Below are 26,781 nucleotides of genomic sequence, written 5' to 3' on the forward strand. Positions count from 1 at the left end.
TAACCGTATAGATCCAATGAATAATTGAAAGAGCAAGGCAAGTAGGATTGGCGTTGTTTTTCGTTTTGGAAGTTATACAAACAAATGAATTGGAAAAAAAGTGCTAGAACATTCTTTACAACAAGCCATCAAAGTATATGCGAATGCAGATGAAGCATCTGCATACGTAGCTGATAAAATTGCGCAAATAATTAAAGCAAAGCAAGAGAAAGGCAACCTTGCTATTTTGGGATTAGCAACTGGATCTACTCCGAAAGGGGTATATAGAGAATTGGTGCGTTTGCATCAAAGTGAGGGACTAAGTTTTCAAAATGTAGTGACCTTTAACTTAGATGAATATTATCCGATGCATCCTGTAGAGGAACAAAGTTATGTTGCCTTTATGAAACAAAATTTGTTTAATCATATTGATATTCCAGCGCATCAGATTCACATTCCTGATGGAACGCTAGAATTGAGTGCGATACAAGCCTATTGTGATTTATATGAACAGAAAATTGTTGATTTTGGTGGGTTAGATATGCAGCTATTGGGCATTGGTCGCAGTGGACATATCGGATTTAACGAACCAGGGTCATTAGAGGAGTCTTTAACGCGTTTGGTACAATTGGATACTATTACACGTGAAGATGCCGCAGATGACTTCGGAGGAGCTGATAAAGTACCTACGCAAGCGATTACCATGGGAATTCAAACCATCGTTCAAGCGAAACAAATCTTTTTATTAGCGTTGAGTGAGCGTAAAGCCGCAATTATTCAGAAAGCTTTAAAAGGAGAAATTTCGACTGCAGTACCAGCAACTTTTTTACAGCAACTGGAACATGTTGAGTATATTCTAGATCAGAAAGCTGCAGCTTTGCTGTAAGAACTAACTGAAAAAGAACGTGATAAAATATAGATAAGCCAATCCTGAGGATTGGCTTTTTTTATCGTTAGTAAGTGGTAAATAGTTTCCGATGCATTATTCCAGTCTATACGTATCCATAATCGAGCGAAAAAGTTCAGCATTCGATGGAGGAGTTAAGATGACTGCGCTAATTTTCTTATTTACAATAGAGTGTAGGGAGTCGAACGTTTTGCCTCCAGTTGAAATAATAGGAAAATCAGGGTAGTTGCGTTGTAAGTGTTCAACGATTGCCACCGTATTAGAGCCTCCCGTAACGTTAAAACAAGATACTCCCGATTGGATGCGTTGATCAAAATCAAAATTCAACGTGGATACACTCGAAATAATAGGGATTGATAATTGCTGTTTCAATTTAGCAATGTCTTCATTTTTTAAAAGGTTGATTAACAATAACCGCTGCTGCACCATATTTTTGAGCCTGAATCGCTATTTCAATAGCGTGTTCCCCTTGGGTCATTCCGCCACCAATGCCACAAATAACCGGCCTATTCGAAAATTCGATGAGCGTTTTGATAATTTGTATCGAAGGAGGAAAAGGATATACGGCTAATAGTGCATCTGCATCGTTATTTTCAATCAATGCCAAATCAGTGGAATAGAGAATGGTTTTAATTTTATTTTTCTGCAATTCCAATCCTTTACAGTTTTGGGTGATATGTTTAGGGGTCGGTATTTTGGCTTGTTTCTTAGGCAGAGACTTCCAAAATAAAAATAAGTTCCAAAAACGCCTTTGAGGCATTTTGGAATTCCATATAGAATTTAGATTGGCTGTTGTAGACATGGCTTGCGTGTTTAAAAGATACAACGCAAAGATGTAAAATTTAGGTAATTCTAGAGCTTTACTGTAATTAGTTCATGTAAAACTGTAATGAATCTCGAATTTTTTGTAATGTAATTTAGATGAAAAACGCAAAAATGGAGTTAAATTAAATGGTGATCGGTAGCTATTTTAACCAATTCAATCATATTTTTAGCCTTAAATTTCTGTAAAAGATTTCTGCGATGTGTTTCGACAGTTACGAGAGAGATAAACAAATTTTGAGCAATAATAGCGGACGTATCTCCCTGAGCAATAGCCAAGAGAATCTGATGTTCTCTTTTTGTTAACCTCGGAATCTCAAAGTGGTTATGCGTAGGTCGAACCATAATTTCTTGAACTTCTTTACTCAGTGCTAGCTTACCTTCAAGGGCTTTTTCAATGCCTTCGAGAATTTCTTCTGAATCTGCATTTTTTAGAATATACCCCGATGCACCGTGTTCCAGCAGTTTAAAGATAATACTGCGTTCCGTTTGATTACTTAGTCCAATCACTAAAATATGAGGATACTGTTGTTTGATGCTTTTGCAAAAATCTAAACCATTGCCATCACTTAAAATAATGTCAAGCAAGACAAGGTCAACCTGGTTGGTTTGGATAAAATCCAATAAAGCCGTTCCTTTCGTAAACGAAAAGATTTGAAAATTAGAATCACTCAATAAGGATTTTATTCCAGCTATAATCATCGGATGATCATCTACAATTGCTAAGGTGAGTTGTTCTTTTTTATGCATGACAAGTAATGTTTAATGTGGTGCCTTCACCAGGAGCTGTGTTGATTTCTAAATGTCCTTCAATGAGTTCAACGCGATGAGTGATGTTTTTTAAACCTAGACCATAGGTAATCGTTTCTTGATTGAATCCCATCCCATTATCTTCAATGGTTAGGCTGAGTTCCCTTTCATTTTGACTGATTTGCACAATAATACTAGTGGCATGTGCATATTTAAGTACATTGCTAATGGCTTCTTGTGTAATGCGATAGAGGGCCAGCTGTATGGAGAAATCAAGACCATCTTGTATATCATAAGCTTCAAACTGAATAGGAAGATGCGGGTGACTCATGGATTCACACAATTCTTGAAGCGCTATTTCTAGCCCAAGATTTTTAAGCGTTTCAGGCATTAAATTACGAGAGATTCGCCTCATTTCTGCAATGGAATAATCCAATTTGCTCAGTAGATCTTGTTTCGATTCTGGTTGTGTTGCATCTTTCGAAACGGTCATTCGAATATTCGCTAAGATACCTCCCATACTATCGTGTAAATCTTGAGCGATGCGCTGTCTCTCTTGTTCTTCGCCTTGTAATATGGCTTGTGTTGCTTCATATTTGCGTTCGTTGTCAATGTGGAGCAGTTGCTCTTCATGTCGCAGGCGAATTTGTTTGTTGAGTTTCTTCTGATTTTTAAAGTTAATCCACGCCAAAAAGGCAATGATCAAACATAAAATAAAGGCAATAATCAGTAAAGTAAACTTTAAATTTTTATTCTTATTCAACAATTCACTTTCCTTTTTTTCTTGCTCCAATTGGTCTATTTCCTGCTGCTTTTCCCGCCGTTTGAAGCTGAATTTCCAATTGATTCATCTTCTCAAAAAGCTTTTGCTGATGTAAGCTATCACTTAAGATACTCGCTTTTTTCTGCCAATCATACGCACTTTTGAAATCCTGAAGGACTTCATTAACTGATGCTAATTGCGTATAGGTTATTTTGCGGTTGACGGGCTCTTTGACGATAATATTTTCCTTGAGAATTTGCTCCAGTAGTGCTTTGGCTTTGAGGTAATCCTTTTGCATCAAGTACACATTATACAGACGGAAATACAACATATTGAGTACCCTCAACTGTTTTTTACTTTTAGCTGAAGCTATCCCAAGATGCAGTGTTTCTAAAGCCTGTTTAAACTCTTGCCGTGTCGTATAGTACATGGCTACTTGGTAGTAGTAGTTGGGATAGTGTTGAGAATTAGGAAACTTTTTTAGCAGCTTGGTTGCTTGATCCAAGTAGATTTTAGCCGATTCACTATCTGGTTTATAGCAATAATTACTTACTAAATTCAAGTAGGTAATTAAATGTACTGTGCTTTGAGGTTCAATTTCTTTTATTACCTCTAAGGCTTTATCATGATATTCTTGAGCAGTATCCAGTTGGGCAACAGACATAAAGACAAGTCCCAGTTGAGTATAAAAATAGGCGAGTGCCTCTTTATTTTCTGTTTCTTTGGCCCATGGTATGCAGGTTTCTGTCAGTGTTTTGACCAAGATATCATAACCTTTATCTTCAATTTGAAGATAGGCGTAACTGTATTGGGCTTTGATGCGGATGTCTGCTAGATAAACTTTGGATTTAAGTTGCTCTATGGCTTGGAGATAATACGCTTTAGCCTTGTCTTTTTTACCCGTATTGGCATAGTATATCCCTTGGTAATAAGCAAGTGTACCTGTGTGAAGTTGTTTAACAGTAGGTGCTTGAAGAACCTTTTGTAAGGCCTTATAACTTTGAATGCTATCAGTCGGCGCCCAATATTCCGCTAAGAGGAGGTAATTTTTTAGTGCAATTGTATCTTGTCCATGTGCTTGGATTTGGGTATTAATTTGCGACAAGTATTGTTCCTCATCTAGAGGAATTAAGTACTGAGCAAAGGTTGTATTACAACCCAAGACGAATAGAAATAGAGATAATAGCGTTTTCGGCATCCGATGGTAATTAGGAAACAAATATCTGAATAAAAAAAAAATATTCGCAATAGGTTGTAAAAATCAGGGTAAACCCGTAGAAAAAAATCACGGTATGCGATGATTGTCGAAAAAGTAGAAGATAAAGAAATTTGTCTCTCACAACAAAAACAAAAATTAGTATGAAAAAATTCCAAGGAAAAGTGAGCCTATTAGCAGCAGTAGCTGTTATGGCTACCAGCGCATTTGTTACAAGCTGTAGTTCAAGTGATGACAATGGCGGAATTGATTTACCAGAAAGAGGATCAATTGACGCGGCTGTTGGAACGTATAAAGGATCAATGAGAGTCTATGATGATTTCACAGGAACAGGAAAGTATGAATTTTTTGATGTAATTATCCAGGTGACTAAAGTTGATGCACAACACGTGAAAGTAACAGCAAAATCAGGTGAAATTTATTCTCGAGTTACTGAAAAAGTAATGAAAGTAGAAGGAAATTACAACAATGATATCACTACTGTCACAGGGGATCTATCGGGTATATTTTGGTATCATGCAGATACAAAAACCATGGATGTTCACACAACTAAACAGGCAGAAGGAGAGATTATATACGTATTTGAAGGCGCAAAACAAGCTGGAAAATAAGCAATTCGGATGTTCCCATTAACTGATAAAAACTAGAATTAGTAAGAGGAAAAGCTCTTTTCTACACCTTGTAGGAAAGAGTTTTTTTTATGGTGTATCCTGAGGAATGGTCCATTGTGCCATATGCCAATTAACCTGATAAGGATACGATTCGTAATAGGCGTCATCTTCATTGATGGTATAGCCTTGTTTGGCGTTTTCTTGCGCCTTTAGCATGATATTTCGAGCTTCTGTTTTGTTGTTTTGAGCGAGAAAACACATCCCTTTATAGTACTGAGCATCGGAGAATTTAGGGTATTCTATCAATGCTTTATCCAAGTAATATTGGGCTTGGGTATATTCTCGTAGTTCATAGTAAATAATCCCCATGTAAAAGAGATCCAAGTAATGCAACCAAGATTCACCATGCTTTTGAATGGTGCGATTTAGATCTTTTTCTAAGGTGTTTTTGGCCTCTTCAAACGCATTAAGTTGTAAATAGCACAAAGCAATGTAAAAAGCGTATGAATGATCATTCTGATAGTCATAACCAAATTCTTGCTCTGCTTGTTGCATGTCTTTGATTGCGCTTTTATAATCCCGCTGAAAAATACATTTGAGGTATCCTCTTCGTCCCAAATAATTTTTTCGATCGTACCGTACCGCCTGATCATAACAAGCCACAGCTAAGTCGTACTTTTTGGTTTTCCAATACGGGAGTGCTTTATTCTGCCAAAGGATTGCAAGCGTAGAATCCTGTGCAAGGGCTAAGTCTATTTGATCTTGCCATCCTTGTTGAGTATAATGATAGCGATAAGCACCGTGGGTAAGGTATTGATCGATTAACTTTTCTTGCTTGGATTGCCCCCAACTAGCGAAAGATCCCCATAGAAAAAATAGCAGTATAAGTGTTTTCATTAGTAGGTGTTAATGAATCGTAGGATGTGACGACTAATATAGTAAGAAAGAGAATATAAATATTAGCTGATTGGCAATTCTACTTTATTTATTGAGAGATAACTATTCCAAATCGTTTTTTGAATCCGTTGTATTTTGAGATACCATTCAAAAAGAGCATCTTATTTAGTTTCATTTATTCTGTTTTTATATAAGAAACTGATTTTTACTGTATCTTGTTGTAAAATGTGCATTAGTATGGAAAAGAAAAAGATTTTTATTAGTTTACTTTTAGTAGGATTTCTTTTCAGTTGTACAACAAATAGAAAGATAGAAGAATATCAGGAAATACCTGATTATATTGAGTATGAGTCGTTGAAATTAACCTATTTAGATAAGATAAAGCGAAATAAGTATTACTTGATTCAAGCTATAAATAGTAAGAATGAGGTTGTTTACATTATTTCTTATACTAGAAATAAAAATAGTTTTACAAACCCGAGAGATAGACAAAAAATAGCACTACGTAAAGGAGAAGCTTTTGATTTTGTGACAACATCTGTATTTGAAAATGTAGTTCAAAATTTTAACTATATACGGCATATTATTATTTTGAAAGATACAATTTGGAGTAATGTAGAAAAGGAAAATAGACTATTCCAAACAAAGCCAAAAATATACCAAGGAATAAATACTGTTGGTTTAACTATTTATCAATAGAGTTTTTGAATTGATTAAAAAAAATAAGAGAATTGAATAATAAGTTAGTTAAAAACAAAAGGCATGAGGATAAATAAATTTTTAATAATCAGCTGTTTGATTTTGTTTTTTTCTTTCAGTGTGGGATGTCAACGCAGTGGAAGTTCTTATGATTTGCAATTGGATCATATGATGTTGATGTATGGAAAGGATATAGAAAAAGATATAGCGTGGTTGAAAGAAAGTCTTGTTCTAAAGAAGGATAGTACGGAAAAACGAGAAACAGAGTTGAAATACGCCACTGTAATTCGAGATATGGAATCCTATTTTATTTATTTAGAACGGCTTGATTCTATTAGTTTGGCTCAAGAAAAGAATCTTTTTTATACAAATACGAACGAAATAACGGGTGAAGGTAAAGTCTTTAACAAAAAGAGTAAGGAATTAATGGAGCAATTAGATCAGCTAGTACATGAACCATTCCTAAAAAGACGAATAGTGACATTGTTGGGGGTTTCAGATGTGAAAAATGAAGAGAATATTTATTTCAGATATATGGATTATTATTTTTTAGGACTTCCTCCAAAGACATTCAACTACCTCATTAAAATGCGCAAAAGAGATGTACTATTGATCATGCACGAAGTATTAGAACAATGACCAAGATTTACAGTTTTTGGCCTATTGTCATTACAACATCCTAATCTCACAACTTCAAAAAATTCAAAATATCCTTCCTAATTATTTATCCTATGATAAATGTAATGTAGGGCACGGACCTTAATTTTGTCCCGTTATTTTAACTCAAAAAAATAAAAAAAATGACAACTAAAAAAGTACTATTATCCGAGATTTTTCCAACTAAAACTAGAATTCGATTAGTAGCTGTATGGCTAATTGTGATTTTATTCCTGCTTTTTGGGCAAAGCTTCTTAGGTGATTCAATCACAGGGATGATTGCATTAGGAACATTCTTAGTTTTACTTTTTACTATTATTGGTGCAGCATTTGGGGTGGTGAAAGAAGCCGATGAACTGGCGCACAAATTAGGTGAGCCTTATGGAACGTTGATTCTAACTTTATCCATTGTGTCCATTGAGGTAATCTTGATTGCAGCAGTGATGTTAGGGCCTGGAGAAAATCCTACTATCGGGGAAAGACTCTATTTTTTCCGTGATGATGATTATTATGAACTTGGTTATTGGACTGTGTATCCTTTTAGGCGGTTTAAAGTTTGGTGAACAAGAATACAATGCTCAAGGAACGCTTTCCTATATGGGGATGATTATCATGCTTGGGGGAATTGGATTGATGCTACCTAACTTTATACAAGGAGCAGGTGGAGGTCAATTTACAACAACGCAAGCTGTTGTATTAGCTGGATTGGTAATTGTACTCTATGGTTTTTTCTTGTTGTTGCAAATGAAGCGCTACAAGCATTTGTATATTCAACCGAAGGCGGGAAACATGGAAATTTTATTTGCACAACGCCATGAAGTGGAAGAGAAGGAACATGCAGATGTAGAAGCAGTACCCGTGAACAAGAAAGAGATTTGGGTGCGTACCTTGATTTTACTAGGGATGATTCTACCTATTGTTTTGCTTTCTCATAATATGGCTGTGGTGGTAGATTACGGAATTAAAGCAGCGAATTTACCTCCTTTATTAGGTGGGGTATTGATTGCTATTATTGTATTTACGCCAGAATCTATGACGGCTGTTAAAGCCGCTTTAAACAACGAATTTCAACGTGCAATTAACCTATGTCATGGGGCATTTGTATCTACTGTTGGGTTAACAATTCCTGCTGTATTGCTTGTAGGGTTAATCACAGGGAAAACCGTGTTGTTCGGAATGACGGCCACAGAGACCATTCTCTTTGTCATCACTTTATTGCTGAGTTTGATGACTTTTATTGGCAAGCGAACCACACCCATTATGGGAATGATGCATCTAGTGCTCTTTGTTGTATTCATGCTTTTAATTTTTAATCCTTAATATAAAAACGTAAAATGGAACAGAATAAAGGACCCGTTTCACAATTTTTAGCAAGTAATTTTTTACATTTTAATGCTGCTTCAACGATTGATGCTGCCAAAGGTTATGAGGCACATCTAGCTGCAGGAGGGAAGATGTTGATTTCATTAGCTGGTGCAATGAGTACCGCTGAGCTTGGTATTTCATTAGCTGAAATGATCCGTCAAGGTAAAGTAGATATTATCAGCTGTACAGGTGCCAACTTAGAGGAAGACATCATGAATCTAGTGGCACATTCACAGTATAAGAGAATACCTAATTACCGCGATTTAACGCCTCAAGATGAATTGGATTTATTGCAAAATAAATACAATCGCGTAACGGATACTTGTATTCCAGAAGAGGAAGCTTTCCGCAAGATTCAACATCACATTGAAAAAATATGGAAAGATGCAGAAGCACAAGGAGAGCGTTATTTTCCACATGAGTACATGTATAAATTGTTGTTGAGCGGTGTACTAGAGCAAGAGTATGAAATTGACCCTAAAAACTCGTGGATGCTTGCTGCAGCAGAACGCAATTTGCCAATTGTAGTTCCAGGATGGGAAGACTCAACGATGGGGAATATTTTCGCTTCTTATGTCATTAAAAGAGAGCTACAAGCCTCAACGGTAAAAAGCGGTATTGAATATATGGTTTGGTTGGCTGAGTTTTACGAACAAAATGCTGTAGACCAAGGTATCGGATTTTTCCAAATTGGAGGTGGTATTGCGGGTGATTTCTCGATGTGTGTCGCTCCAATGCTCGTACAAGATTTAGAGAAAGACAACGTATTAAAATGGAGATATTACTGTCAGATTACAGATTCTACAACTTCGTATGGTTCGTATTCTGGTTGTATTCCAAATGAAAAAATAACTTGGGGAAAACTCGATGTCGATACGCCAAGCTATGTCATTGAATCAGATGCTACTATTGTAGCCCCACTTATATTTGCTTGGATTTTAGGTAAATAGTTTAATTCTTTACCCGTAGTTTGTCTGTGTTGTCAAACTACGGTTTTTCTTTTGTTATTCCCCTTTATTTTTAGTGATTGATGCCCTACTATTGATGAAAAAAGCCTACATTAGTTCTGTATGCTAAAGGACACACCATCATGGCTTTAAAAATTTATCCCGAATACCCTCTTGATGAATTAGAACAACTGATTATCAACGGCAATAAAGTACCCTACGGGGAATTTTTAATTTATGGAGACTTGGTGGAATCGCTAAGTAAAAGTGAGCACGATTGGTATGTGTGGTACAGCTTGCGCTTGCCTTTTCACGATAATACGAGAATTCAACGAGCCAAAGCCGATGCAGAACTCGATTTTATCATCGTTTCTCGTTTTGGTATCATTGTATTAGAGGTAAAAGGAGGCAATGTCTTTATTGACCAAGGGCGTTTTTGCTTTAAAGATGGAGATCACACCAAATGGTTGCCTCAAAATCCTTTTGAACAAGTAAAAGGCTACAAATACACCTTAATGAACAAGGTGTTCCCAAACTTCAAGCAGGTGCAATTTTGTGAAGCTGTCGCTTTTCCAACGACTAAAATAGCAATTGAAAGTACTATTTACGATAAGAATTTGATTTACAGTGATTATACACGAAAAAATGACTATGAAAACATAGAGCATTTCCTCTTGCATATCTATAAATACACCAAAGAAAAGCTAGAAAGTGTGCACCCTATTTCATTTAAAAAACTGAAGAGGAGTGATTTGAGCTATATCGTAAATACGTTTAGTCCTAAAGTACAAGACACCAATGTATTTGCTTCGAGAAATTCATTCCAATGGCTCAAAGAGCGAAACTTAGATTATTTGTACTCGTTGGCAGAGAATCCGCGCTTGATGATTGAAGGATCTCCTGGAACAGGAAAAACAACAATGGCAATGGCCTATGCTGAGATGCAAGTGGAACGCGAAGGAATTTACTTGTGTTGGAACGCGTTACTTTGTGCGTATAATCAACAGCGATTCAAAGAGCGAAATGTGCGTATTGATTGCATTACTTTTAAACAATTTATTGCAAAATATCATCCTCATGTAAACGAAAAAGAGGTGTACTATTTAAAACCATTGTCTTGTGCCAAATTAGTACAAGAAACAATGGAATATCTAGAGCAACAAGAACAATTGCCCGATTATGATTATATGATTATAGACGAAGCTCAAGATCTATTTGATCGAAATTTAGTGCTTTTGATTGACAAGCTTTGTGGTGATGCACAAGGATTAACACAAGGTAATGTGATGTTGTTGTATGATTTAGACCAAAGTTTTTCCCTTTTTGGCCGTGACGTTACGGAATATGCGTACTTTTTGAAAGACTATTTTACCCATTTCAAATTGCACAAAATAAGGCGAAGTGCACAGAAATCGCAAATTCGCCAAATCGCAGAACACATTCAGGAATCGCCGGAAGAATGGGAAGAGATAACGGTACATCAAGCGGAATACGATGAGATTGAATTGCGTTCTTTTGATGAGGTAGCCGTATTAAAAGAGGCAATCAAAGCCGTGATTGACAGTATTAATGATCCACATTCATCTCTAGAAGCACAGGATGTAATTGTCTTGGTGCAAAGTAAAGTTTGGCAACGCAGAAACAACGTAGCGAATTTGATCGCCGAACTACAAATGGAAGAGTTAACACCTGCGAATTTGACACTAGAACCGACGCAATTACAGTATACAACAGCATTGAAATACAAAGGACTAGAGCGTAAAAACGTGATTCTCATTGTCGATAAACCCGATCAGTTTACTCCTTTTGAATGGTATGTAGGTTGTACAAGGGCGATTGATAACTTAAATATTTGGCAGTTGCATACGTATCAAGAGCTTGAGGAAGATTAAGGAATTTGTGTGATTTCGTTGAAACAAGTATTTTTGCCCTAGAATAACCCATGAATTATGAGCGTAGCAGAATTATTAAAAAAGAGAAAAGAACAGTTAGAACAAGCCAATAAAGAAGAGGGAGCTCAATTTTTAGTTGCTTTTGCTCAAGGCGAGGAGGTGGTCGTTTTACCCTCGGGAATTGCATATAAAATTTTGACTTTAGGGACAGGGGAGAAGCCTACACTTGCAGATAAAATTGTTTGTCACTATCACGGAACCAATACTAAAGGAGAGGTGTTTGACAGTTCTATTGACCGTGGTCAACCGAGTACATTTACACTGCAAAAACTAATTAAAGCTTACCAAGAAGTAGTTCCTCTACTACCCATAGGAACGAAATTCAAAATGGTTACTCCACCTGAATATGCGTATAAAGAAGAGCACATCAGCAAACAAATCGGACCTTATAGTACCTTGATGTTTGAAGTGGAATTGCTTGCAATCGTGTCTTAATTAGGACACGAGCTATTTATATATTGCCTTTCTTTGCCTTTTGACGTAAGACATACACATATAAACTTTCCGTTTTTTCTCTTGCCCACGGTGTTTTTCTCAAGAATTTTAAAGCAGAATTAATACTTGGATCATGGGTGAAACAGCGGATATTAATTTGCTTGCCCAAGCCTTCAAAACCTTGATAATAATCGACTAATTCTTCGAGAATATCGGCGAGCTTTTTTCCGTGTAAAGGATCTTTTGAAGTTTCCATACGATTTGTTTTTTGGCAAAGATACCGTTTATTCTTTGTTTGAGCATGAGAGGATGCGTTTCAAGTTATCATCTTGATACAGTTTTTCTGCTGTATCATTTTTCGCATGCCTTTAAACAACGCTTTGGAGTAAATCCGTCTACTCTTTAGCCATCAAATTTTGGTGTCACCAATACAACAGCAGAAGTTACGAAAAAAAAAGAGATATAAAGCTGTTAAGTATCATGTTTTTACAATTTTTATAGGGGGAACTTTATCCTAGAAAATAAGAAAACTATGAAACAAAGAGTACCCATTTCGCAAATCATGACGAAGGTATTAATTGCAGTACCTACGACCAAAAAAATTAGTGAAGTCAATCAATTATTTACCGATTACAACATCCGACATATTCCCGTAGTAGAAGGGGAGCAGTTGGTGGGTATTATATCGAGTAATGATATTTTAAAGATCGGGTATAGCACTGCTAATATGGATCTAGAAGCAATCAATGCCATCTATGACGCTTATAAATTAGAGGATATTATGACGGTTAATCCCGTTGTAGTTGAGGATGATGTAACGATAAAAGAAGTAGCCGAATTATTAGTTGAACAACAATTCCACTCATTACCAGTGGTGGATAAAAACAAAACCTTGGTCGGAATTGTTACAACAACAGACCTCATTAATTATTTAATCGCTCAGTATTAAACAATACATGAGATTTGCTTTTTTGCCTTCTATTCTTAGAATAGAAGGCTTTTTTGTGGATGAACAGCAAGGAAAATGAAGGGATAAAAAAGGACAAACTGTAAAAATCCCATAAATAATAAAGGATGCCGCACAAAAATTCTACCTTTGTAGGGAAACCAAGTGAAGTGAAAATGAATTCTTTTGTTGCTTTAGATTTTGAAACTGCCAATGAACATAGAAGTAGTGTATGTAGTATTGGGTTAGTCTTTGTTGAGAACAGACAAATCGTCGATAAGTATTACGAGTTAATCAAACCTACTCCTAACTTTTATAGCTATTGGAATACAAAAGTGCACGGATTAACGGAAAGAGATACCACCCGAGCGGAGGAATTTCCTGAAATATGGGATTATTTACGCATGCGGATCAAAGATTTACCTTTGGTCGCGCATAATAGTGCATTTGATCAAAGCTGTTTGAAAGCAGTATTAGCGAGTTATAATCTACCCATTCATCAAAATCCATTCTATTGTACGTTTCGAAAATCGAAGCAAGTATTTCCAACTTTGCCCAACCACAAGCTCAATACTGTATCAGAATATTTGGGCTTTACACTAGATAATCACCACCATGCACTAGCAGATGCAGAAGCCTGTGCGCATATAGCGTTACACGTTTTTTAATTGATGCCTCAAGTAAGTTACGAATTGAAAAAGATGAATTACTTCATTATAGGTGATATTCACGGATGCTATTATACGTTGAATCAACTCTTAACCCATTGGAAGAGGGAAGAAGAAATGTTGATTTTAGTCGGTGATTTAATCGATCGCGGAAAGTATAGCGCTGAGGTTGTTTTAAAAGCGATGGAATTAACCAGCACCTATGACAACTGTATTATTCTCAAAGGCAATCACGAAGCAGAGCTCATTCAATATATTATAGAGGGAAGCAATGAAAATTGGACTCGTCAAGGTGGGGATGCAACTTTAGTTCATTTTGCACAAAAGGGGATTCAAAATGAGGTTATTTTGCCTTGGCTTGTAGAGCTCCCTTTGTGTTATGAAACGCCTCATTTTATAGTAACACATGCAGGTATTGCTGAAACGGAAGATCCTTTTTTAGAAGAAGGAGACGACAGTGTATTGTGGAATAGAAAGCCATTGAAGGCTATAGGAAAATTGCAAATACACGGACATACCCCTTTGAAATCGAATCAAGCGCAATACACGCCTGATTCTGATTCGTGGAATATTGATACTGGAGTGTATTATGGGTATGGCTTAACAGGGCTTAGAATTGCTGTTGATGCCACAGTAATAGAATGTTTGACCATTCCTACAGATCAACGAGATATACGCTAATTAGCAGTTTAAAAACAAGACGATTGCCATTCCCTGCTGAAGATTGGATTGAATCTTTAATTCCGCTTGAATGAGTGCCGCTCGTTCCGCCATATTACTTAAACCAATCCCGCGATGGGTTGTTTTTTTCATCCCGGAGCCATTGTCCTCAACTTCAAAAATAAGATGCGTATCATTGGTGTATATCTTCAATTTACAAGTGCTTGCTTGGGCGTGTTTATTGACATTCTGAAGCGCTTCTTGAATAATCTGATAGATGTTTACCTTTTGTATTGTTGATAGTTGATTCAGGCTTACATTATCTTCTACCGCAATGGAGAAATCCGTTTTGTATTTATTCGATTGCTTGTGAACCAATTCTATTAATAAGTTTTCAAACGATTTATTTTTAAAAATATTAGCCTGTGAAAAGGAATGAGAAATATCGCGGATTTTATTTTCCAAGTATACCAATTCATTCACTAACATTTCTTTTAAACTCTTGTTGGGAATTTCGAGCAATTGCGTATTAAAACGCAAGGTAAATATACTGTTGATGACTCCATCATGAAGATCTTTAGCAATGCGATTGCGTTCTTTTAGTGTCGTTACATGTTCGATGGAGTTGTTCTCAATCAGTAAGTTTAAGATTTGTTCGTTTTTGGATTTTTGACTATTGGTGTGCTCTAATTCTCTATTCTTCGATTTTAATCGAAACCAAATAAGGAAGAAAAGCAAACTGCCAATAACAGCAAAAGCACTCACATATAAGAGGTATATCTTTTGCTTTAACGTCTCGTTTTCTTGTTCCAAAAGAAAGGAGTTGTATTCAATTTTAGCAAATTTACTTTTGGTTTCAACCTGTGTATTCTCTAGGAGTTGCGTTAAGTCAACTAATTCTCTAATTAATTCTGTCGATTGTTGATCTGCATGAAAGAGCAGGAGTTCTTGTACAGCAAATTTCTTTTGCTTGTAAAACTTATTCTCATCCGCTAAATTATAGGCTTTTTGTAGCCAAAATAATGCTTGTTCGGGTTGATCGAAATCGTTATATATATTTGCAATTTCATGACAAGTATCAATGGCATAAAAGGGGTGATTGAGTTTGGTGTAAATTTCATAAGATTCAGTCAAATGCTCAATAATATTGTCGTCTTTCCCCTGATTATAGAGGGAGAGGTAATACGTCGTTTTTAGATGGGCATATAATTGTTTTGGGGCATTGCTTTTCTCAAAGTATTCAAGGGCTTTTAAAACAAAAAATTCAGCTTGTTTCAAATCGTTTAGTTCTTCATAAAAGACGGCTATATTACCCAATAAATTAGACATTGCCAGATTGTATTTTTCTTCCGGTAACGTCTTGTATATCCCTTCGTCTTTTTTTAGTATTTCATAGGTATCCAAAAGCGTTTGCAAAGCCTCGGGATGTTGAAAAAGATCTGTTACATAGAAGGTTTTTAATTGATTGGATTCAATGTGAATCGGATGATCTGGTTTTTTTTCCAATAGTTTTAATGCCTGATATAGCTTGTTTTCAGATTCTTTGTGGAACCCTACTTCGAATAATAATCGCGCTTGATAGTAGATATTTTCAGCCAAGGCTAAGCTATCTGCACTTTTGCCATAAAATCTTTCTGCTTTTAAGTAGTACGAATAGACGCTGTCTAATTGTTGATTGTCGTGATAGAAAACAGCGATATCTTCATAGATATCAGCCAAACGGGTATAATCTTTTTGTTTTTTCGCCTGTTTTTCAGCTATAGTAATTAAGGTGAAAAAAGCTTCTTGATTGCTGCTCCAACGCAATTGATTAATTAAATGATCCAATTGTTCACGAGACTGATCCTCGGATTGGAGGAACGCAGTAACTTCAGCTTCATATTTTTGTGAAATGCTGTCTTTTTGAGCGGGTGTTCGCTTATAAGCAAAGAGGTTGTCTAAATCCGTTTCGTGTTTGGATTGCTTGGGTTGACAACTGCTGCAAAGAAGTGACACAATAAACAAGATGTAGAAGGAGGGGGCTAATATCTTTTTGTAAATCATGAAAAAAATAAGAATGTTGTTGTTTATGTATTGCAAGCTATGCTTTAGGTAATTGAATGGTAACTAAAGTATAGTGTCCAAGTTCAGATTCAATGGTTAAATGTCCTTGGTGTATCGTAATAATTTTAAAAGCTAAGGATAGGCCTAATCCCGTTCCTTGAATGGGAAATGCATTCGATGAACGATAGAAAGGCAGCGTTAATTTCTCCAAATCCTCTGCTTTAATACCAATTCCACTATCCTTAATTTGGATGATAATGGACGTATCTGAGCTGTCTAAGAGAAGATCTATGGTTTGATTAAAGGAGAATTTATCCGCATTTAATATAATATTGGATAGGGCAAGACCCAACAGTTGTTGGTTGCCTTGAAGGTGTAATTTATGTAACTCTTCTTTTGTTTTTAGAATGAAATTAAGCTTTAAATCTTTGTGATGTAGCATGAGGTTATCAATCGTTTGCCACCAAAAAGACTCGAAATCAATAGGGGATACATCGTGATTTACTTGATCTAGTTTAGCTAATGTGAGCAAGTTATTGATGATTTGATCGGTGTAAATGGTATCCTGAATGATGGATTGTAAAGCTTGTTGATAGGCTTGCGGATCTCGCTCTTGGGTTAAGGTAATTTCAGCGGTCCCCAATACAGCGGCAATCGGTGTTTTTAATTCGTGTGACGCATGAGCAACAAAGGCTTTTTGACTTTCAAAGGATTCGTGTAATCGCTCAAATAAGGTATTAATTGCCTCACTCAAAGTGCGGATTTCATCCCTGGACATTTCCGTGGTAGAAATAGGCTCAGCTAAGGTATCTACATTTCTCGATTGTACGTGATGAATGATTTTCTTGATGGGTTGTAGAAACGATTCAGCAAAGAAGCGAGATAGAATAAAAGTAATTAAAAGGGCAATCAACAAGCTGATTAACATGATAGAACGCAACTGTTTTAGGGCATCTAATCCCGTTTGGTCAACAGCCTTAGCCATCACGATATAATCACCAGAATTATCTTTGTACAATACACCGAAAACGTATTCATCTCCTTGTTTGAACCACACCTTATTGTCATCCACAACCGCTTGTAGCACATCCTTATCCCATTTCAATTCATTTTCTGCAATGAAAATAGGATTAAAGTCAAGGGTGTAAATGCGGATCTGTTCTTGAGGGAGTGTGCGCGGAAATTTGCGCAATACTTCTTGAAATTCCGCATACGTAAAATTGTCTTCTGCTAAATAGTTATGCCCAACAATATACGCTCGATCCTCCAGTTGTTTGAAAAAGTTTTTCTGCCAATGATTCGCTACCACAAAATAAATAGCGACTAGTACAATAGAAAGTAATATGGTGAATAGACCTAAGAATTGGAGGGATAGTCGAGTGCGAATTTTCATTACAAAGTCTTTGTCTGTTAGTTCCAATTCACCTTCTTATTGCGGATGAATTGTTCTTCTTTAGTATTCGTTTCTATCTCAAACGCATAGCCTGTCTCTTTCTAGTTGTACTACAACAACAATTTTCAATCAGCTAGGAATGAATGACCCCTAAAGTAAGCATTTATCCTTAAATCACAACTGTATTCGACAGGGTTTACGTTAATTCGCAGGACAGCGCAAAGGTACGATTTGTTTTTATTGTTCCTTTTCGGATTGATAAAAGCAGATAAATAACTAGATTATAATAAAATAGATATAAAAAAAACGGAGTAAAAGATAGCTTTTACTCCGTTTATAAAGGACCACATCAGGGTGGTGTCTTATTTTTTTATGCGAATTTCTTGTGCTTCGTATTCGTCTTGATCTGCTGTAAAGATTTTAAATTTTACGTCAAATCCTTCTGGAACGTAAATTACGATAGGCATTCTTCCATTGTAACGTGTCGTTTCTGGTTGACCTGATACAAATAAATTTCTTTTTGGAGCATCAGGACATGCCATTTGAGTAGAGAATGCATCCCCATTGCTTTGGAATACATAGTAGTCATACCCCCAACCTTGTAAGTCTTTTTTCTCTAAAGTTCCCATTAAGCCGTAGTTGTTGCAACCATCTACTTCCATCATTTTTCCTACTCGAAATTCAATCTTTTTATTGCCATCTTGAGCAGAATGAGGTACTTCAATTACCATTTGTTTGTACCCTTTTTCTGGCTTTGGAAAAACAGATACATCTACTTTTTGCGCCATACTTGCTGTAGTTAAACTTAAAAAAACAATTAAAAATCCGATTACTTTTTTCATACTAAACTTTTGTTATTAAGAATTAATATGATAAAAGTAGTGAATTATATGCCGACATGTGAATTTTTAATAAAAGATTATCGTTTTACGTTTACTGTTTGTGTAGAGATTCAACGTGAGACTTCGCAAATAGAATAGTAAAACAATGGCGATTAGCAGTATAGGAATATTGGATGGTCCATTGGTGTAATTTGACAATTTCACTTACAATGGCTAAACCTAATCCTGTTCCATTTTTCTCTTCCGTTGCTCGATTAAAACGCAGGAAAATACGTTCAGGATCCAAGGCAGCCTCTCCAGTATTATAAAGTTGAACACCCGTAGCATCCAAGTGGAGGTGAATACACCCTCCAGTAGGGCAGTATTTAATCGCGTTGGATAATAAGTTGCTAAATAGCGATTCAAGCAAGAAGTAGATGCCTTCAACATTGGTGGTTGCATCTAGCGTTTGGGTAATTTGAATCTCTTTTTCAGCCGCTAATTCTTCGAAAAAACTCCATTGCGTAGCGAGTAGCTCCGCAAGGTTGATGTGTTGAAACTGTTGAAATTGATTGTTTTCAATTTTAGCGAGTAGCAAAAGATTTTTGTTTAATCGATTGAATCGAGAGGAAACGTTGTAAAGCGATTGCAACAAGTGCATTTGTTTTTGCGTAAGGTCTGTATCTTGTAAAAGCAAATCCAATTGAGAACGAAAAACCGCCAAAGGCGTTTGTAATTCATGGGAAGCATTGTCGATAAATACTCTTTGCTGCTTGAAAACAGCCAAGTTATTTTCAATCAGATGTTGTAGGTTGTTATTTAGCCGATTAAATTCTAGTGTTTTAGTGGGTTTGAAAACAGGTACATGACCTTTTTCTAAGTTGTAATGTTCAATTTGATTCAACGTTTGATAAAAAGGAGACCACAGTTTTTTGGCTAATAATTTTTGAATCAATACAATGGATAAAAAGAAAATCAATACGATTAACCCATATTCATACAGTAGGGTATGAAATAAGTCAATGGGTTCCACCATGGCAATTCTCGAGAGTAGGAGATAGGGTTGATTTTCAATGGTAATAGACGTGTATAGGGTTCGATATCCTACTTCATATCCTTCTGCTGGATTGAAAAAAGAAATCAATTGTGGTTCATTAACAAGGATAGCGGTATCATGTGGGATAATCTGCAAATCATAATTGTATTTATTCCACATGGTGATGTCTTGCTTCGTGAGTTCAGGCAGTTGATTATGCGTAAAATCATGGGTGCGATATTCGATCAATTCATCTAAATCTTCCGCATAACAAAACTCCATGACCCAATAAAATAAAGGAGCACAACCAATCAACAAAAGACTAGCGTACAGGATAAAATAGCGCTGGTACGTACTTAATAAACTCTTCATTCTTCAATCCATTGATAACCAATTCCGTATATGGTTTTTATTGTACAGTCACATTGATGATCCTGTAATTTTGCTTTCACATTTTTGATATGGGCATAAACAAAGTTTTGATTGTCAAGCATATCAGCCATATCTCCAGAGAGGTGTTCTGCAATCGCATTTTTTGAAACTACTCGTTTCTTATTACCAATAAGAAATAAAAGTAAAGCATATTCCGATTTGGTCAACAAAACGGGGTTATTATTTACAGTTACTTGTTTACTCAATAAGTTAATAGTCACATTACCCGAGATTAAATCATTGGTGGCAGTGGCTAATCGACGTCTCAATTGGGCGTGAATACGGATGCTTAACTCAGGTAAAGCAAAGGGTTTCGCTAAATAATCATCGGCTCCTAATTCAAGACCTTGAATTTTGTCTTCTAAGGCATTGCGGGCAGAAATAATCAAAATAGAACTGTCGATGTTTAGTTTCTTAATTTCTTCTAGTAGTAAAAGACCATCACCTCCAGGTAGTCCCAAATCCAACAAAATACAATCATAGGTATATAACTTCAATTTATCCATGGCTTCACGGAACGTGAAAGCTTGTTCGCATACATAATTAGCCTCTAAAAATTGAACTATGTTGTGAGATAGTTCGCGTTCATCTTCAACAAGTAATAGCTTCATAAGGAATGAATTTGAAACAAAGGTAGTCGGCAAATTTATAGAAATTTTGAATTTCAGTTTTCGTGCTGCTTTTGGATTAAAAAAGTGAAATTTTTCTAAAATTCAAATTTTCTACAAAATGAGTTCTTCCTTTTGTGTATCAATTCTAACGAATAGAATGAATTAAATGTACAACTAAATTTAAAATTACTTGTCGTATGATGCATGTAAATCGCTGGAGCAATATATCCGCAACTTCTTGTTTTGACTTACTAGGACGCACGGTTAAGCGCTTAATTGGCCTTGCAGTCGTGATTGGTTTCTTACTTCGAATGGTTTTGGCTTTTCAAGTAAGGGAAGATTTAACTCTACTCTCTTTCTTTAAATTGAGTGTGCTAGGCATCATCAATGATGTTAGTTTGACGTTATTAGTCTGCTTGTTTCTTGGAATACAATTCGTGGGAGTTTCCCATTTTAAATATAAAAAACCTTGGGGCTATCTTATTTTTGGATGCTATGCGTTGTTACTTGTTTACGTGTTATTCTTTACTACTATATTTCATGAGTATGGCAGTGTAGTACCAACAATTGCTCAAGGTTTTTTCTTGTATAAAACGCTGAGTTTTGGCTTGCGCTTATTTATACCTAAAATTCGAAGCGCTTGGAGCTATGGGGTTTATTGTGGCATTATATTTATTTATGCGGTTGTTTTTGTTCAATTTGTAGGACTAGGGGAGTATTTGTTTTGGGATGAATTTGGTGTGCGTTATAATTTTATTGCGGTTGATTACTTGATTTATACCAATGAGGTTGTTGGCAATATTGCAGAATCATATCCCATAAAAACGATTCTGATTGGCGTTGCAGCCGTAGCCGGTGTATTGACTTATTGGATCACAAGAGGAGCTCGTCCCGCATTTGAACAACCAATGGAAGCAAAGCAGAAGATGAGTGTTGTACTGGGGTATTGTATCTTGAGTTTAGGTTGTGTCGGAATTTTGAACTATACCACAAAGTTCCAAGCCACAGATAATGTTTATTACAACGAATTACAAGCCAATGGCGGGTATAAGTTTTATCAAGCATTTAGAAGTAGTCGCTTGGATTACAACCATTTTTACGAAAAATTAGATGAAAAACAAGCACAAGCTATTGTCAATACCATGTACAATAGTAAAGGTGTTGAAAATATACAAACCATCGTGGACTCTTTGCCTGCACATAAGAAAAATATTGTTTTGATTACAGTAGAGAGTTTAAGTGCGTCCTTTATGGAACGCTATGGAAATACAGATCAAATCACGCCGCATTTGGATCAATTAGCCAAAGAAAGCTTGGTATTTGACAATTTATTTGCAGTGGGTAATCGCACCGTTAGAGGGTTAGAAGCTGTGACCTTATCTCGACCACCTAGTGCGGGTGAGAGCTTAGTGAAACAAGAAGATAATGCTGATTTATATTCGCTGGGGAAAGTATTAAAAAATCAAGGGTATCAAGTACAATATTTATATGGAGGTGATAGCTATTTTGATAATATGAAGACCTTTTTTGGTGGGAATCACTATGAGATTATTGATAAAAGCGATTTAAAACCCAATGAAATTACGTTTAGCAATATTTGGGGCGTTTGCGATGAGGATATGTTTGATAAGGCCTTGAAAACGTTTGATGCCAATAGTGAGAAAGGACAGCCTTTTTTCAGCCATATCATGACGGTAAGTAATCATAGACCTTATACATATCCAACGGGTAAAATTACTATTGAGGGAGAGGAACAATCCCGTGATGGAGGAGTCAAATATACGGATTACGCGATTGGAAAGTTTATCGAGGAGGCAAAAACGAAACCGTGGTTTAAAGACACTGTTTTTGTTGTAATTGCGGACCACTGTGCATCTAGTGCTGGAAAAGCAAGTTTACCCCTAGAACGATATCGTATCCCAGCCATGATTTATGCGCCAGGGTTTATTGAACCCAAAGAAGAAAAGCGATTGGTTTCTCAAATTGACGTGATGCCAACCTTGCTTGGCTTGCTACATTTTTCGTATGATTCTCGTTTTTATGGACAAGATATTTACAAGAAACAATATGAAGAAAGAGCCTTTATTGCTACATATCAGAACTTAGGGTATTTGGAAAACAATATTTTAACCGTTTTATCACCCAATCGAAAAGTAGAACAGTTTCAAGTATCTGAGAATGAAGAGGGCGGTTATCTCATGGAAAAACAAAATCAATTGGACGAACATTTAGTTCAACGAGCAGTAGCGAATTATCAAATATCGAGTATAGTAAGGTGAAGTTGGTGAAGATGTGAAGTTGGAGGTGAGTTTGACATTTTTGTAGTTTGGTTTTTAAGAGGTTATTTGTGATGTTTTTGGTTCATCACAGATAGCCTCATTTTTTAGTACAAAATAGCCTACTTTTACGGCAGAATGGATTCCGTTTAACTAAAGATTTCGACTATGTGGTTTGTTTACGCCTTATTATCTGCTTTTTTTGCCGCACTAACAGCAATATTTGCCAAAATAGGAGTTGCTAATATTAATTCCAATCTGGCAACGGGAATTCGAACCATTATTGTATTATTTATGATTTGGGGAATTGTCTTAGTTAAAGGAGAGGCTAAAGGAATTAGTAGCCTTTCCAAAGAGAATTTAATCTTTTTAACCATTTCAGGTGTGGCAACAGGTTTATCCTGGATTTTTTACTTCAAGGCACTACAGCTTGGTGATGTTTCACAAGTAGCTCCTGTTGATAAATTAAGCGTAGCCTTGTCCATTATTTTGGCCGTTTTATTTCTCAATGAATCACTTACGTTGAAAACCGCAATTGGTGCTGGTTTAATTATTGCTGGAACTATTGTATTGGCCATAAAATAAAGCGGGTTGTTTTTTATGTGCGGTGTTTTTTGTAGGTTGCTTTTTTGCGGACTTGTATGACAATAGAGGCGTTTACGAGATGATTCATAAAAAAACAACTTTACGACTTTACAAATAGCAACTTCACTCAATAAAGATTATTTCCACAATTCCTTTAAAAACACCGTTTAAATTTTATTAGTTTTCAAAGAAAGATTGATTATAATCAATGATATATTTCTGTTCTATATAATCTCCCGATTTAAAATACTTTCTTACTTTACGAAAATCTATACTTATGCTATCACCTTTATTATTCAAGTATTTCTCGTAATAACGAGGTAAATCTCTTTTAAATTCTTTAAGCGTGATACCCTCTATTAAATTATCTCTGCTCTTTCCTTTCTTTTTAAAATAATCCCTAATCTGATTCTTATCTTCTTTCTCAATACAATGCAAAATACCATAGTAGTAATAGCGATAATCATCCTTTATCATTACATTTCTTCCATTATAGGGTACAAATCTATCTACTTTCTCTCTTTCTATAGGATAAACAGAAAGATTATAACCACCACTACAACTGTAATATTCTCCTTCAAAGCTTACTAAGGATATACTAATAATATCTGAAGGTTTTCGAGGTGTTATAGATAATTTTATTTTATTATCCAGTTTATAGATTGTATCTATAACCTTATCATTCTCAATCTCCAACTCATATTGTAAAGCAATAGAATCTTCTATTTCAAATTTTACCTTAATTCCCTTTCTACTAGTACAACTACTGAGTAAACAAAAACAACACAATAGTAGAACTACTTCTCTCATATACTAATCTTTTAAAAATATTGAATCAATTATACTTACTTCCGCTCCTCGGCGTTTGGCTATAATCTAAAAAATCTTTTTGCAATACTTTTGCAAGTACATTTTCGGATATTCCTAACAATTTATAGCTATACTTCTTTGTTGTTAGAGTTTTTAAAAAATTGTTCTGCAAATCTTTCCACTCTCTATTTGTTATAAAAGGCACATGTTATGAAGGTGTGCTATGAAGTATTAAAAGTAGGTACATCGAATAATTGAAATTTCACTCATAACCATAATCCATAACCTTCATCACCCTTTTCCATCAAGAAATATAATTCCAAATACTCGTATTCTGATTCAAACGGTTTAATTTCTCCTTGATTTTCGCGTGATTGGGTTGTTCCAAAGTTGGATCTTCTTTGAGTAATTGAATGGCTTGATGTCTTGCGTAGTGTAAAATCTCTTGATCTTGTACAATATCTGCAATCTTTAGCGGTAGGGTACCACTTTGTTGAGTGCCCATAATATTTCCAGGACCACGGAGTTTTAAGTCTACCTCTGAAATCTCAAAACCATCGTTGGTACGACACATGGTTTCCATGCGTATTTTACTGTCGTTACTCAATTTATCCCCTGTCATAAGGATACAGAAACTCTGTTCAGCACCTCGACCAACACGACCTCTTAACTGGTGTAATTGCGATAAACCGAAGCGTTCCGCACTTTCAATAATCATAACGGAAGCATTGGGTACATTTACCCCCACCTCAATCACTGTAGTGGCAACCATGATATTGGTTTCACCACGAGCAAAACGATCCATTTCTTTGTCTTTTTCTGCGGGAGTCATTTGCCCGTGAACAATACTCACGCTGTATTGTGGAAGAGGAAAATCTCTTGAAATCCCCTCATATCCTTCCATTAAGTTTTTGTAATCCAAGGTTTCACTTTCCTCAATCAGAGGATAGACAATATACACTTGTCGACCTTTTGCTATTTCTTGTTTGATAAAATGCCAAACAGCCAAGCGTTTTCCCTCAAAATAATGCATGGTTTGAATGGGTTTACGACCTGGAGGTAATTCATCAATCACAGAAATATCCAAATCTCCATATAAGCTCATGGCTAAGGTTCGCGGAATAGGTGTAGCCGTCATCACTAAAATATGCGGTGGAATCGTATTTTTCTTCCACAGTTTGGAGCGTTGTTCAACTCCAAAACGATGTTGCTCATCAATAATGGCCAACCCTAAGTTTTTAAAGATTACTTTGTCTTCAAATAGGGCATGTGTACCAATAAGGATATGTAAACTACCTTCTTCTAAATCGTGATGAATTACTCGTCTTTCTGCTGTTTTAGTGGATCCCGTGAGTAATTTTACTTGTATTCCCAAGGGAGCAGCTAATTCAGAAATACCAATAAAATGCTGTGTTGCTAAGATTTCAGTTGGCGCAACAATACACGCTTGAAACCCATTATCTAAAGCAAACAGCGTACTGATAAACGCCACAATGGTTTTTCCCGATCCTACATCCCCTTGTAATAGGCGATTCATTTGGGCGGGAGCTCCTACGTCATTGCGAATTTCTTTAATTACCCTTTTTTGAGCATTGGTCAGTGGAAAGGGAAGGTGATGGTTGTAAAACGTATTGAAATACTCACCTACTTGCGAAAAGGGAAAACCTTGAATCTTGCCTTTACGCGCAATATTTTTAATCAACAATTGCATTTGAATGTAAAATAACTCTTCAAATTTCAAACGAAATTGCGCTTTGTTTAATTCATCTGGATTTTTAGGGAAGTGAATATTCACCATGGCTTGATTCATTGGCATTAATCCCAACTTCGTGCGAAAATCTTCTGGTAAAGAATCGCGAAAAAGTGGGTGCGTTTCCTGAACCAATTGGTGCATTAATTTATTCATCGCCTTATTGGATATTCTAGCGCCAAGTTTCTCTGTAGAAGGATAGACCGCTTGCATACTTGAGGCGATATTATTCTTGTGTTCTTCTACGGTTTCCATCTCAGGATGAGGCATCGAATACACATAGTTAAAATGGTTGAGTTTACCGAAAATAACATAGGGTGTATTGAGCTTTAAATTTTCTTGTATCCATTTGAACCCTTGAAACCATACCAGTTCCAATTGGCCAGTGCCATCCGTAAACGTAGCGACCAATCGTTTGCCTCGTTTTTGTTCTACCGTTTTGAGGTGAATAATTTTTCCTACCAATTGCACTTCTGCTAACGTAGTTGTAAGTTCATTCACTTTGTAATAACGTGTGCGATCAATATATCGATTGGGATAGAGGTGCAGCAAATCACTGTATTTAAAAATACCTAACTCTTTTTTGAGTAAATCACCGCGTTGAGGTCCAACGCCTTTCAAGTATTCAATAGGGGTGTCAAGTAAATTATTATACATTTTGGATGAATGTCAAATTAAAAACCTCTAAGATACGGGTTTTTCAACGAAAAGATAAAGGAGTTTTGGTTAGAATCTGTCGCAATTTATTCT

At 36.0% G+C, this 26,781-nt stretch carries 28 protein-coding genes; 14 read left to right on the forward strand and 14 right to left on the reverse strand.

What is annotated here, in order from left to right; all coding sequences use genetic code 11:
• Positions 1–100: 100 nt before the first annotated feature.
• Entirely contained in the window at positions 101–865 is a 765-nt protein-coding gene (gene nagB / locus M2306_RS03340) for a glucosamine-6-phosphate deaminase (protein ID WP_259187964.1), read from the forward strand.
• Between the two features lie 96 nt (positions 866–961).
• On the opposite strand, the gene M2306_RS03345 is transcribed toward nagB, so the two are convergent.
• From M2306_RS03345 to M2306_RS03365, 5 genes are all read right to left on the reverse strand, one after another.
• Positions 962–1,315: a hypothetical protein gene (locus tag M2306_RS03345; protein WP_498882753.1), complete on the reverse strand. Its 354-nt coding sequence runs from the start codon at positions 1,313–1,315 to the stop codon at positions 962–964.
• Positions 1,272–1,688: a hypothetical protein gene (locus M2306_RS03350; protein WP_498882754.1), complete on the reverse strand. Its 417-nt coding sequence runs from the start codon at positions 1,686–1,688 to the stop codon at positions 1,272–1,274. The genes M2306_RS03345 and M2306_RS03350 overlap by 44 nt, the downstream gene beginning before the upstream one ends.
• 140 nt (positions 1,689–1,828) lie before the next feature.
• Positions 1,829–2,458: a response regulator gene (locus tag M2306_RS03355; protein WP_115090716.1), complete on the reverse strand. Its 630-nt coding sequence runs from the start codon at positions 2,456–2,458 to the stop codon at positions 1,829–1,831.
• Entirely contained in the window at positions 2,451–3,251 is an 801-nt protein-coding gene (locus tag M2306_RS03360) for a sensor histidine kinase (RefSeq protein ID WP_498882755.1), read from the reverse strand. The genes M2306_RS03355 and M2306_RS03360 overlap by 8 nt, the downstream gene beginning before the upstream one ends.
• Positions 3,226–4,419 carry a tetratricopeptide repeat protein gene (locus tag M2306_RS03365; RefSeq protein ID WP_498882756.1) on the reverse strand — a complete coding sequence of 398 codons (1,194 nt, stop codon included), beginning with the start codon at positions 4,417–4,419 and terminating at the stop codon, positions 3,226–3,228. The genes M2306_RS03360 and M2306_RS03365 overlap by 26 nt, the downstream gene beginning before the upstream one ends.
• Positions 4,420–4,580: 161 nt before the next feature.
• Between M2306_RS03365 and M2306_RS03370 the strand changes: the two genes are divergently transcribed.
• On the forward strand, positions 4,581–5,048 hold the full coding sequence (locus M2306_RS03370) for a hypothetical protein (RefSeq protein ID WP_115090714.1): 468 nt from the start codon (positions 4,581–4,583) through the stop codon (positions 5,046–5,048).
• Positions 5,049–5,135: 87 nt separating this feature from the next.
• Here the strand turns inward: M2306_RS03370 and M2306_RS03375 are convergent, their stop codons facing one another.
• Positions 5,136–5,945, reverse strand: coding sequence for a tetratricopeptide repeat protein (locus M2306_RS03375; RefSeq protein WP_259187973.1), 810 nt, complete (start codon positions 5,943–5,945; stop codon positions 5,136–5,138).
• 237 nt (positions 5,946–6,182) lie between these two features.
• On the opposite strand from M2306_RS03375, the gene M2306_RS03380 reads away from it, so the two are divergent.
• The 7 genes from M2306_RS03380 (at position 6,183) to M2306_RS03410 (ending at position 12,000) form a co-directional block, all read left to right on the forward strand.
• Positions 6,183–6,644, forward strand: coding sequence for a hypothetical protein (locus tag M2306_RS03380; protein ID WP_259187974.1), 462 nt, complete (start codon positions 6,183–6,185; stop codon positions 6,642–6,644).
• A 63-nt stretch (positions 6,645–6,707) separates the two neighbouring features.
• On the forward strand, positions 6,708–7,283 hold the full coding sequence (locus M2306_RS03385) for a hypothetical protein (RefSeq protein ID WP_259187975.1): 576 nt from the start codon (positions 6,708–6,710) through the stop codon (positions 7,281–7,283).
• Between the two features lie 161 nt (positions 7,284–7,444).
• Positions 7,445–7,864: a calcium:cation antiporter family protein gene (locus M2306_RS03390; RefSeq protein ID WP_498882757.1), complete on the forward strand. Its 420-nt coding sequence runs from the start codon at positions 7,445–7,447 to the stop codon at positions 7,862–7,864.
• Positions 7,812–8,621: a calcium:cation antiporter gene (locus M2306_RS03395; RefSeq protein WP_498882758.1), complete on the forward strand. Its 810-nt coding sequence runs from the start codon at positions 7,812–7,814 to the stop codon at positions 8,619–8,621. The genes M2306_RS03390 and M2306_RS03395 overlap by 53 nt, the downstream gene beginning before the upstream one ends.
• A 14-nt stretch (positions 8,622–8,635) precedes the next feature.
• On the forward strand, positions 8,636–9,616 hold the full coding sequence (locus M2306_RS03400) for a deoxyhypusine synthase family protein (protein WP_002985599.1): 981 nt from the start codon (positions 8,636–8,638) through the stop codon (positions 9,614–9,616).
• A gap of 140 nt (positions 9,617–9,756) precedes the next feature.
• A complete protein-coding gene (locus M2306_RS03405; protein ID WP_259187976.1) occupies positions 9,757–11,505 on the forward strand; it encodes a nuclease-related domain-containing DEAD/DEAH box helicase in 1,749 nt (582 codons plus the stop codon).
• A 57-nt stretch (positions 11,506–11,562) separates the two neighbouring features.
• A complete protein-coding gene (locus tag M2306_RS03410; RefSeq protein WP_259187977.1) occupies positions 11,563–12,000 on the forward strand; it encodes an FKBP-type peptidyl-prolyl cis-trans isomerase in 438 nt (145 codons plus the stop codon).
• A 16-nt stretch (positions 12,001–12,016) separates the two neighbouring features.
• Here the strand turns inward: M2306_RS03410 and M2306_RS03415 are convergent, their stop codons facing one another.
• Positions 12,017–12,256 carry a VF530 family protein gene (locus M2306_RS03415; protein WP_259187978.1) on the reverse strand — a complete coding sequence of 80 codons (240 nt, stop codon included), beginning with the start codon at positions 12,254–12,256 and terminating at the stop codon, positions 12,017–12,019.
• Positions 12,257–12,532: 276 nt separating this feature from the next.
• Between M2306_RS03415 and M2306_RS03420 the strand changes: the two genes are divergently transcribed.
• The 3 genes from M2306_RS03420 to M2306_RS03430 all read left to right on the forward strand — a co-directional run bounded on the left by M2306_RS03420 (position 12,533) and on the right by M2306_RS03430 (position 14,295).
• Complete coding sequence (locus M2306_RS03420) at positions 12,533–12,949, forward strand: CBS domain-containing protein (RefSeq protein WP_259187979.1); 417 nt, start codon at positions 12,533–12,535, stop codon at positions 12,947–12,949.
• 125 nt (positions 12,950–13,074) lie between these two features.
• The gene (locus M2306_RS03425; protein ID WP_259187980.1) at positions 13,075–13,614 is read left to right on the forward strand and encodes a 3'-5' exonuclease; all 540 of its coding nucleotides are present in this window, start codon (positions 13,075–13,077) and stop codon (positions 13,612–13,614) included.
• A 3-nt stretch (positions 13,615–13,617) separates the two neighbouring features.
• Complete coding sequence (locus tag M2306_RS03430; protein WP_259187981.1) at positions 13,618–14,295, forward strand: metallophosphoesterase family protein; 678 nt, start codon at positions 13,618–13,620, stop codon at positions 14,293–14,295.
• Here the strand turns inward: M2306_RS03430 and M2306_RS03435 are convergent, their stop codons facing one another.
• From M2306_RS03435 to M2306_RS03455, 5 genes are all read right to left on the reverse strand, one after another.
• Positions 14,296–16,269, reverse strand: a complete 1,974-nt coding sequence (locus M2306_RS03435; RefSeq protein WP_259187982.1) for a sensor histidine kinase — start codon at positions 16,267–16,269, stop codon at positions 14,296–14,298. It abuts the gene before it with no gap.
• 85 nt (positions 16,270–16,354) lie between these two features.
• Positions 16,355–17,710 (reverse strand): sensor histidine kinase, encoded by a 1,356-nt coding sequence (locus M2306_RS03440; RefSeq protein ID WP_259187983.1) that lies wholly within the window; start codon positions 17,708–17,710, stop codon positions 16,355–16,357.
• A gap of 362 nt (positions 17,711–18,072) precedes the next feature.
• Positions 18,073–18,552, reverse strand: coding sequence for an ecotin (locus tag M2306_RS03445; protein WP_115090703.1), 480 nt, complete (start codon positions 18,550–18,552; stop codon positions 18,073–18,075).
• A 91-nt stretch (positions 18,553–18,643) separates the two neighbouring features.
• Positions 18,644–19,939 carry a sensor histidine kinase gene (locus tag M2306_RS03450; RefSeq protein WP_259187986.1) on the reverse strand — a complete coding sequence of 432 codons (1,296 nt, stop codon included), beginning with the start codon at positions 19,937–19,939 and terminating at the stop codon, positions 18,644–18,646.
• On the reverse strand, positions 19,936–20,610 hold the full coding sequence (locus tag M2306_RS03455; protein WP_259187988.1) for a response regulator transcription factor: 675 nt from the start codon (positions 20,608–20,610) through the stop codon (positions 19,936–19,938). Before M2306_RS03455 ends, M2306_RS03450 begins: the two co-directional genes overlap by 4 nt.
• A 197-nt stretch (positions 20,611–20,807) precedes the next feature.
• Between M2306_RS03455 and M2306_RS03460 the strand changes: the two genes are divergently transcribed.
• Together M2306_RS03460 and M2306_RS03465 are read left to right on the forward strand one after the other, a co-directional pair.
• A complete protein-coding gene (locus M2306_RS03460) occupies positions 20,808–22,889 on the forward strand; it encodes an LTA synthase family protein (RefSeq protein ID WP_259187990.1) in 2,082 nt (693 codons plus the stop codon).
• A 165-nt stretch (positions 22,890–23,054) separates the two neighbouring features.
• Positions 23,055–23,471, forward strand: a complete 417-nt coding sequence (locus tag M2306_RS03465; RefSeq protein WP_002985567.1) for an EamA family transporter — start codon at positions 23,055–23,057, stop codon at positions 23,469–23,471.
• Between the two features lie 177 nt (positions 23,472–23,648).
• Here M2306_RS03465 and M2306_RS03470 read toward each other — a convergent pair whose 3' ends face one another.
• Positions 23,649–24,281 carry a hypothetical protein gene (locus M2306_RS03470; RefSeq protein WP_259187992.1) on the reverse strand — a complete coding sequence of 211 codons (633 nt, stop codon included), beginning with the start codon at positions 24,279–24,281 and terminating at the stop codon, positions 23,649–23,651.
• Between the two features lie 304 nt (positions 24,282–24,585).
• Complete coding sequence (recG, locus tag M2306_RS03475) at positions 24,586–26,688, reverse strand: ATP-dependent DNA helicase RecG (RefSeq protein WP_259187993.1); 2,103 nt, start codon at positions 26,686–26,688, stop codon at positions 24,586–24,588.
• Positions 26,689–26,781 lie beyond the last annotated feature (93 nt).

This window comes from Myroides gitamensis (assembly GCF_029894455.1).
Taxonomy (GTDB): Bacteria; Bacteroidota; Bacteroidia; order Flavobacteriales; family Flavobacteriaceae; genus Flavobacterium; species Flavobacterium odoratum.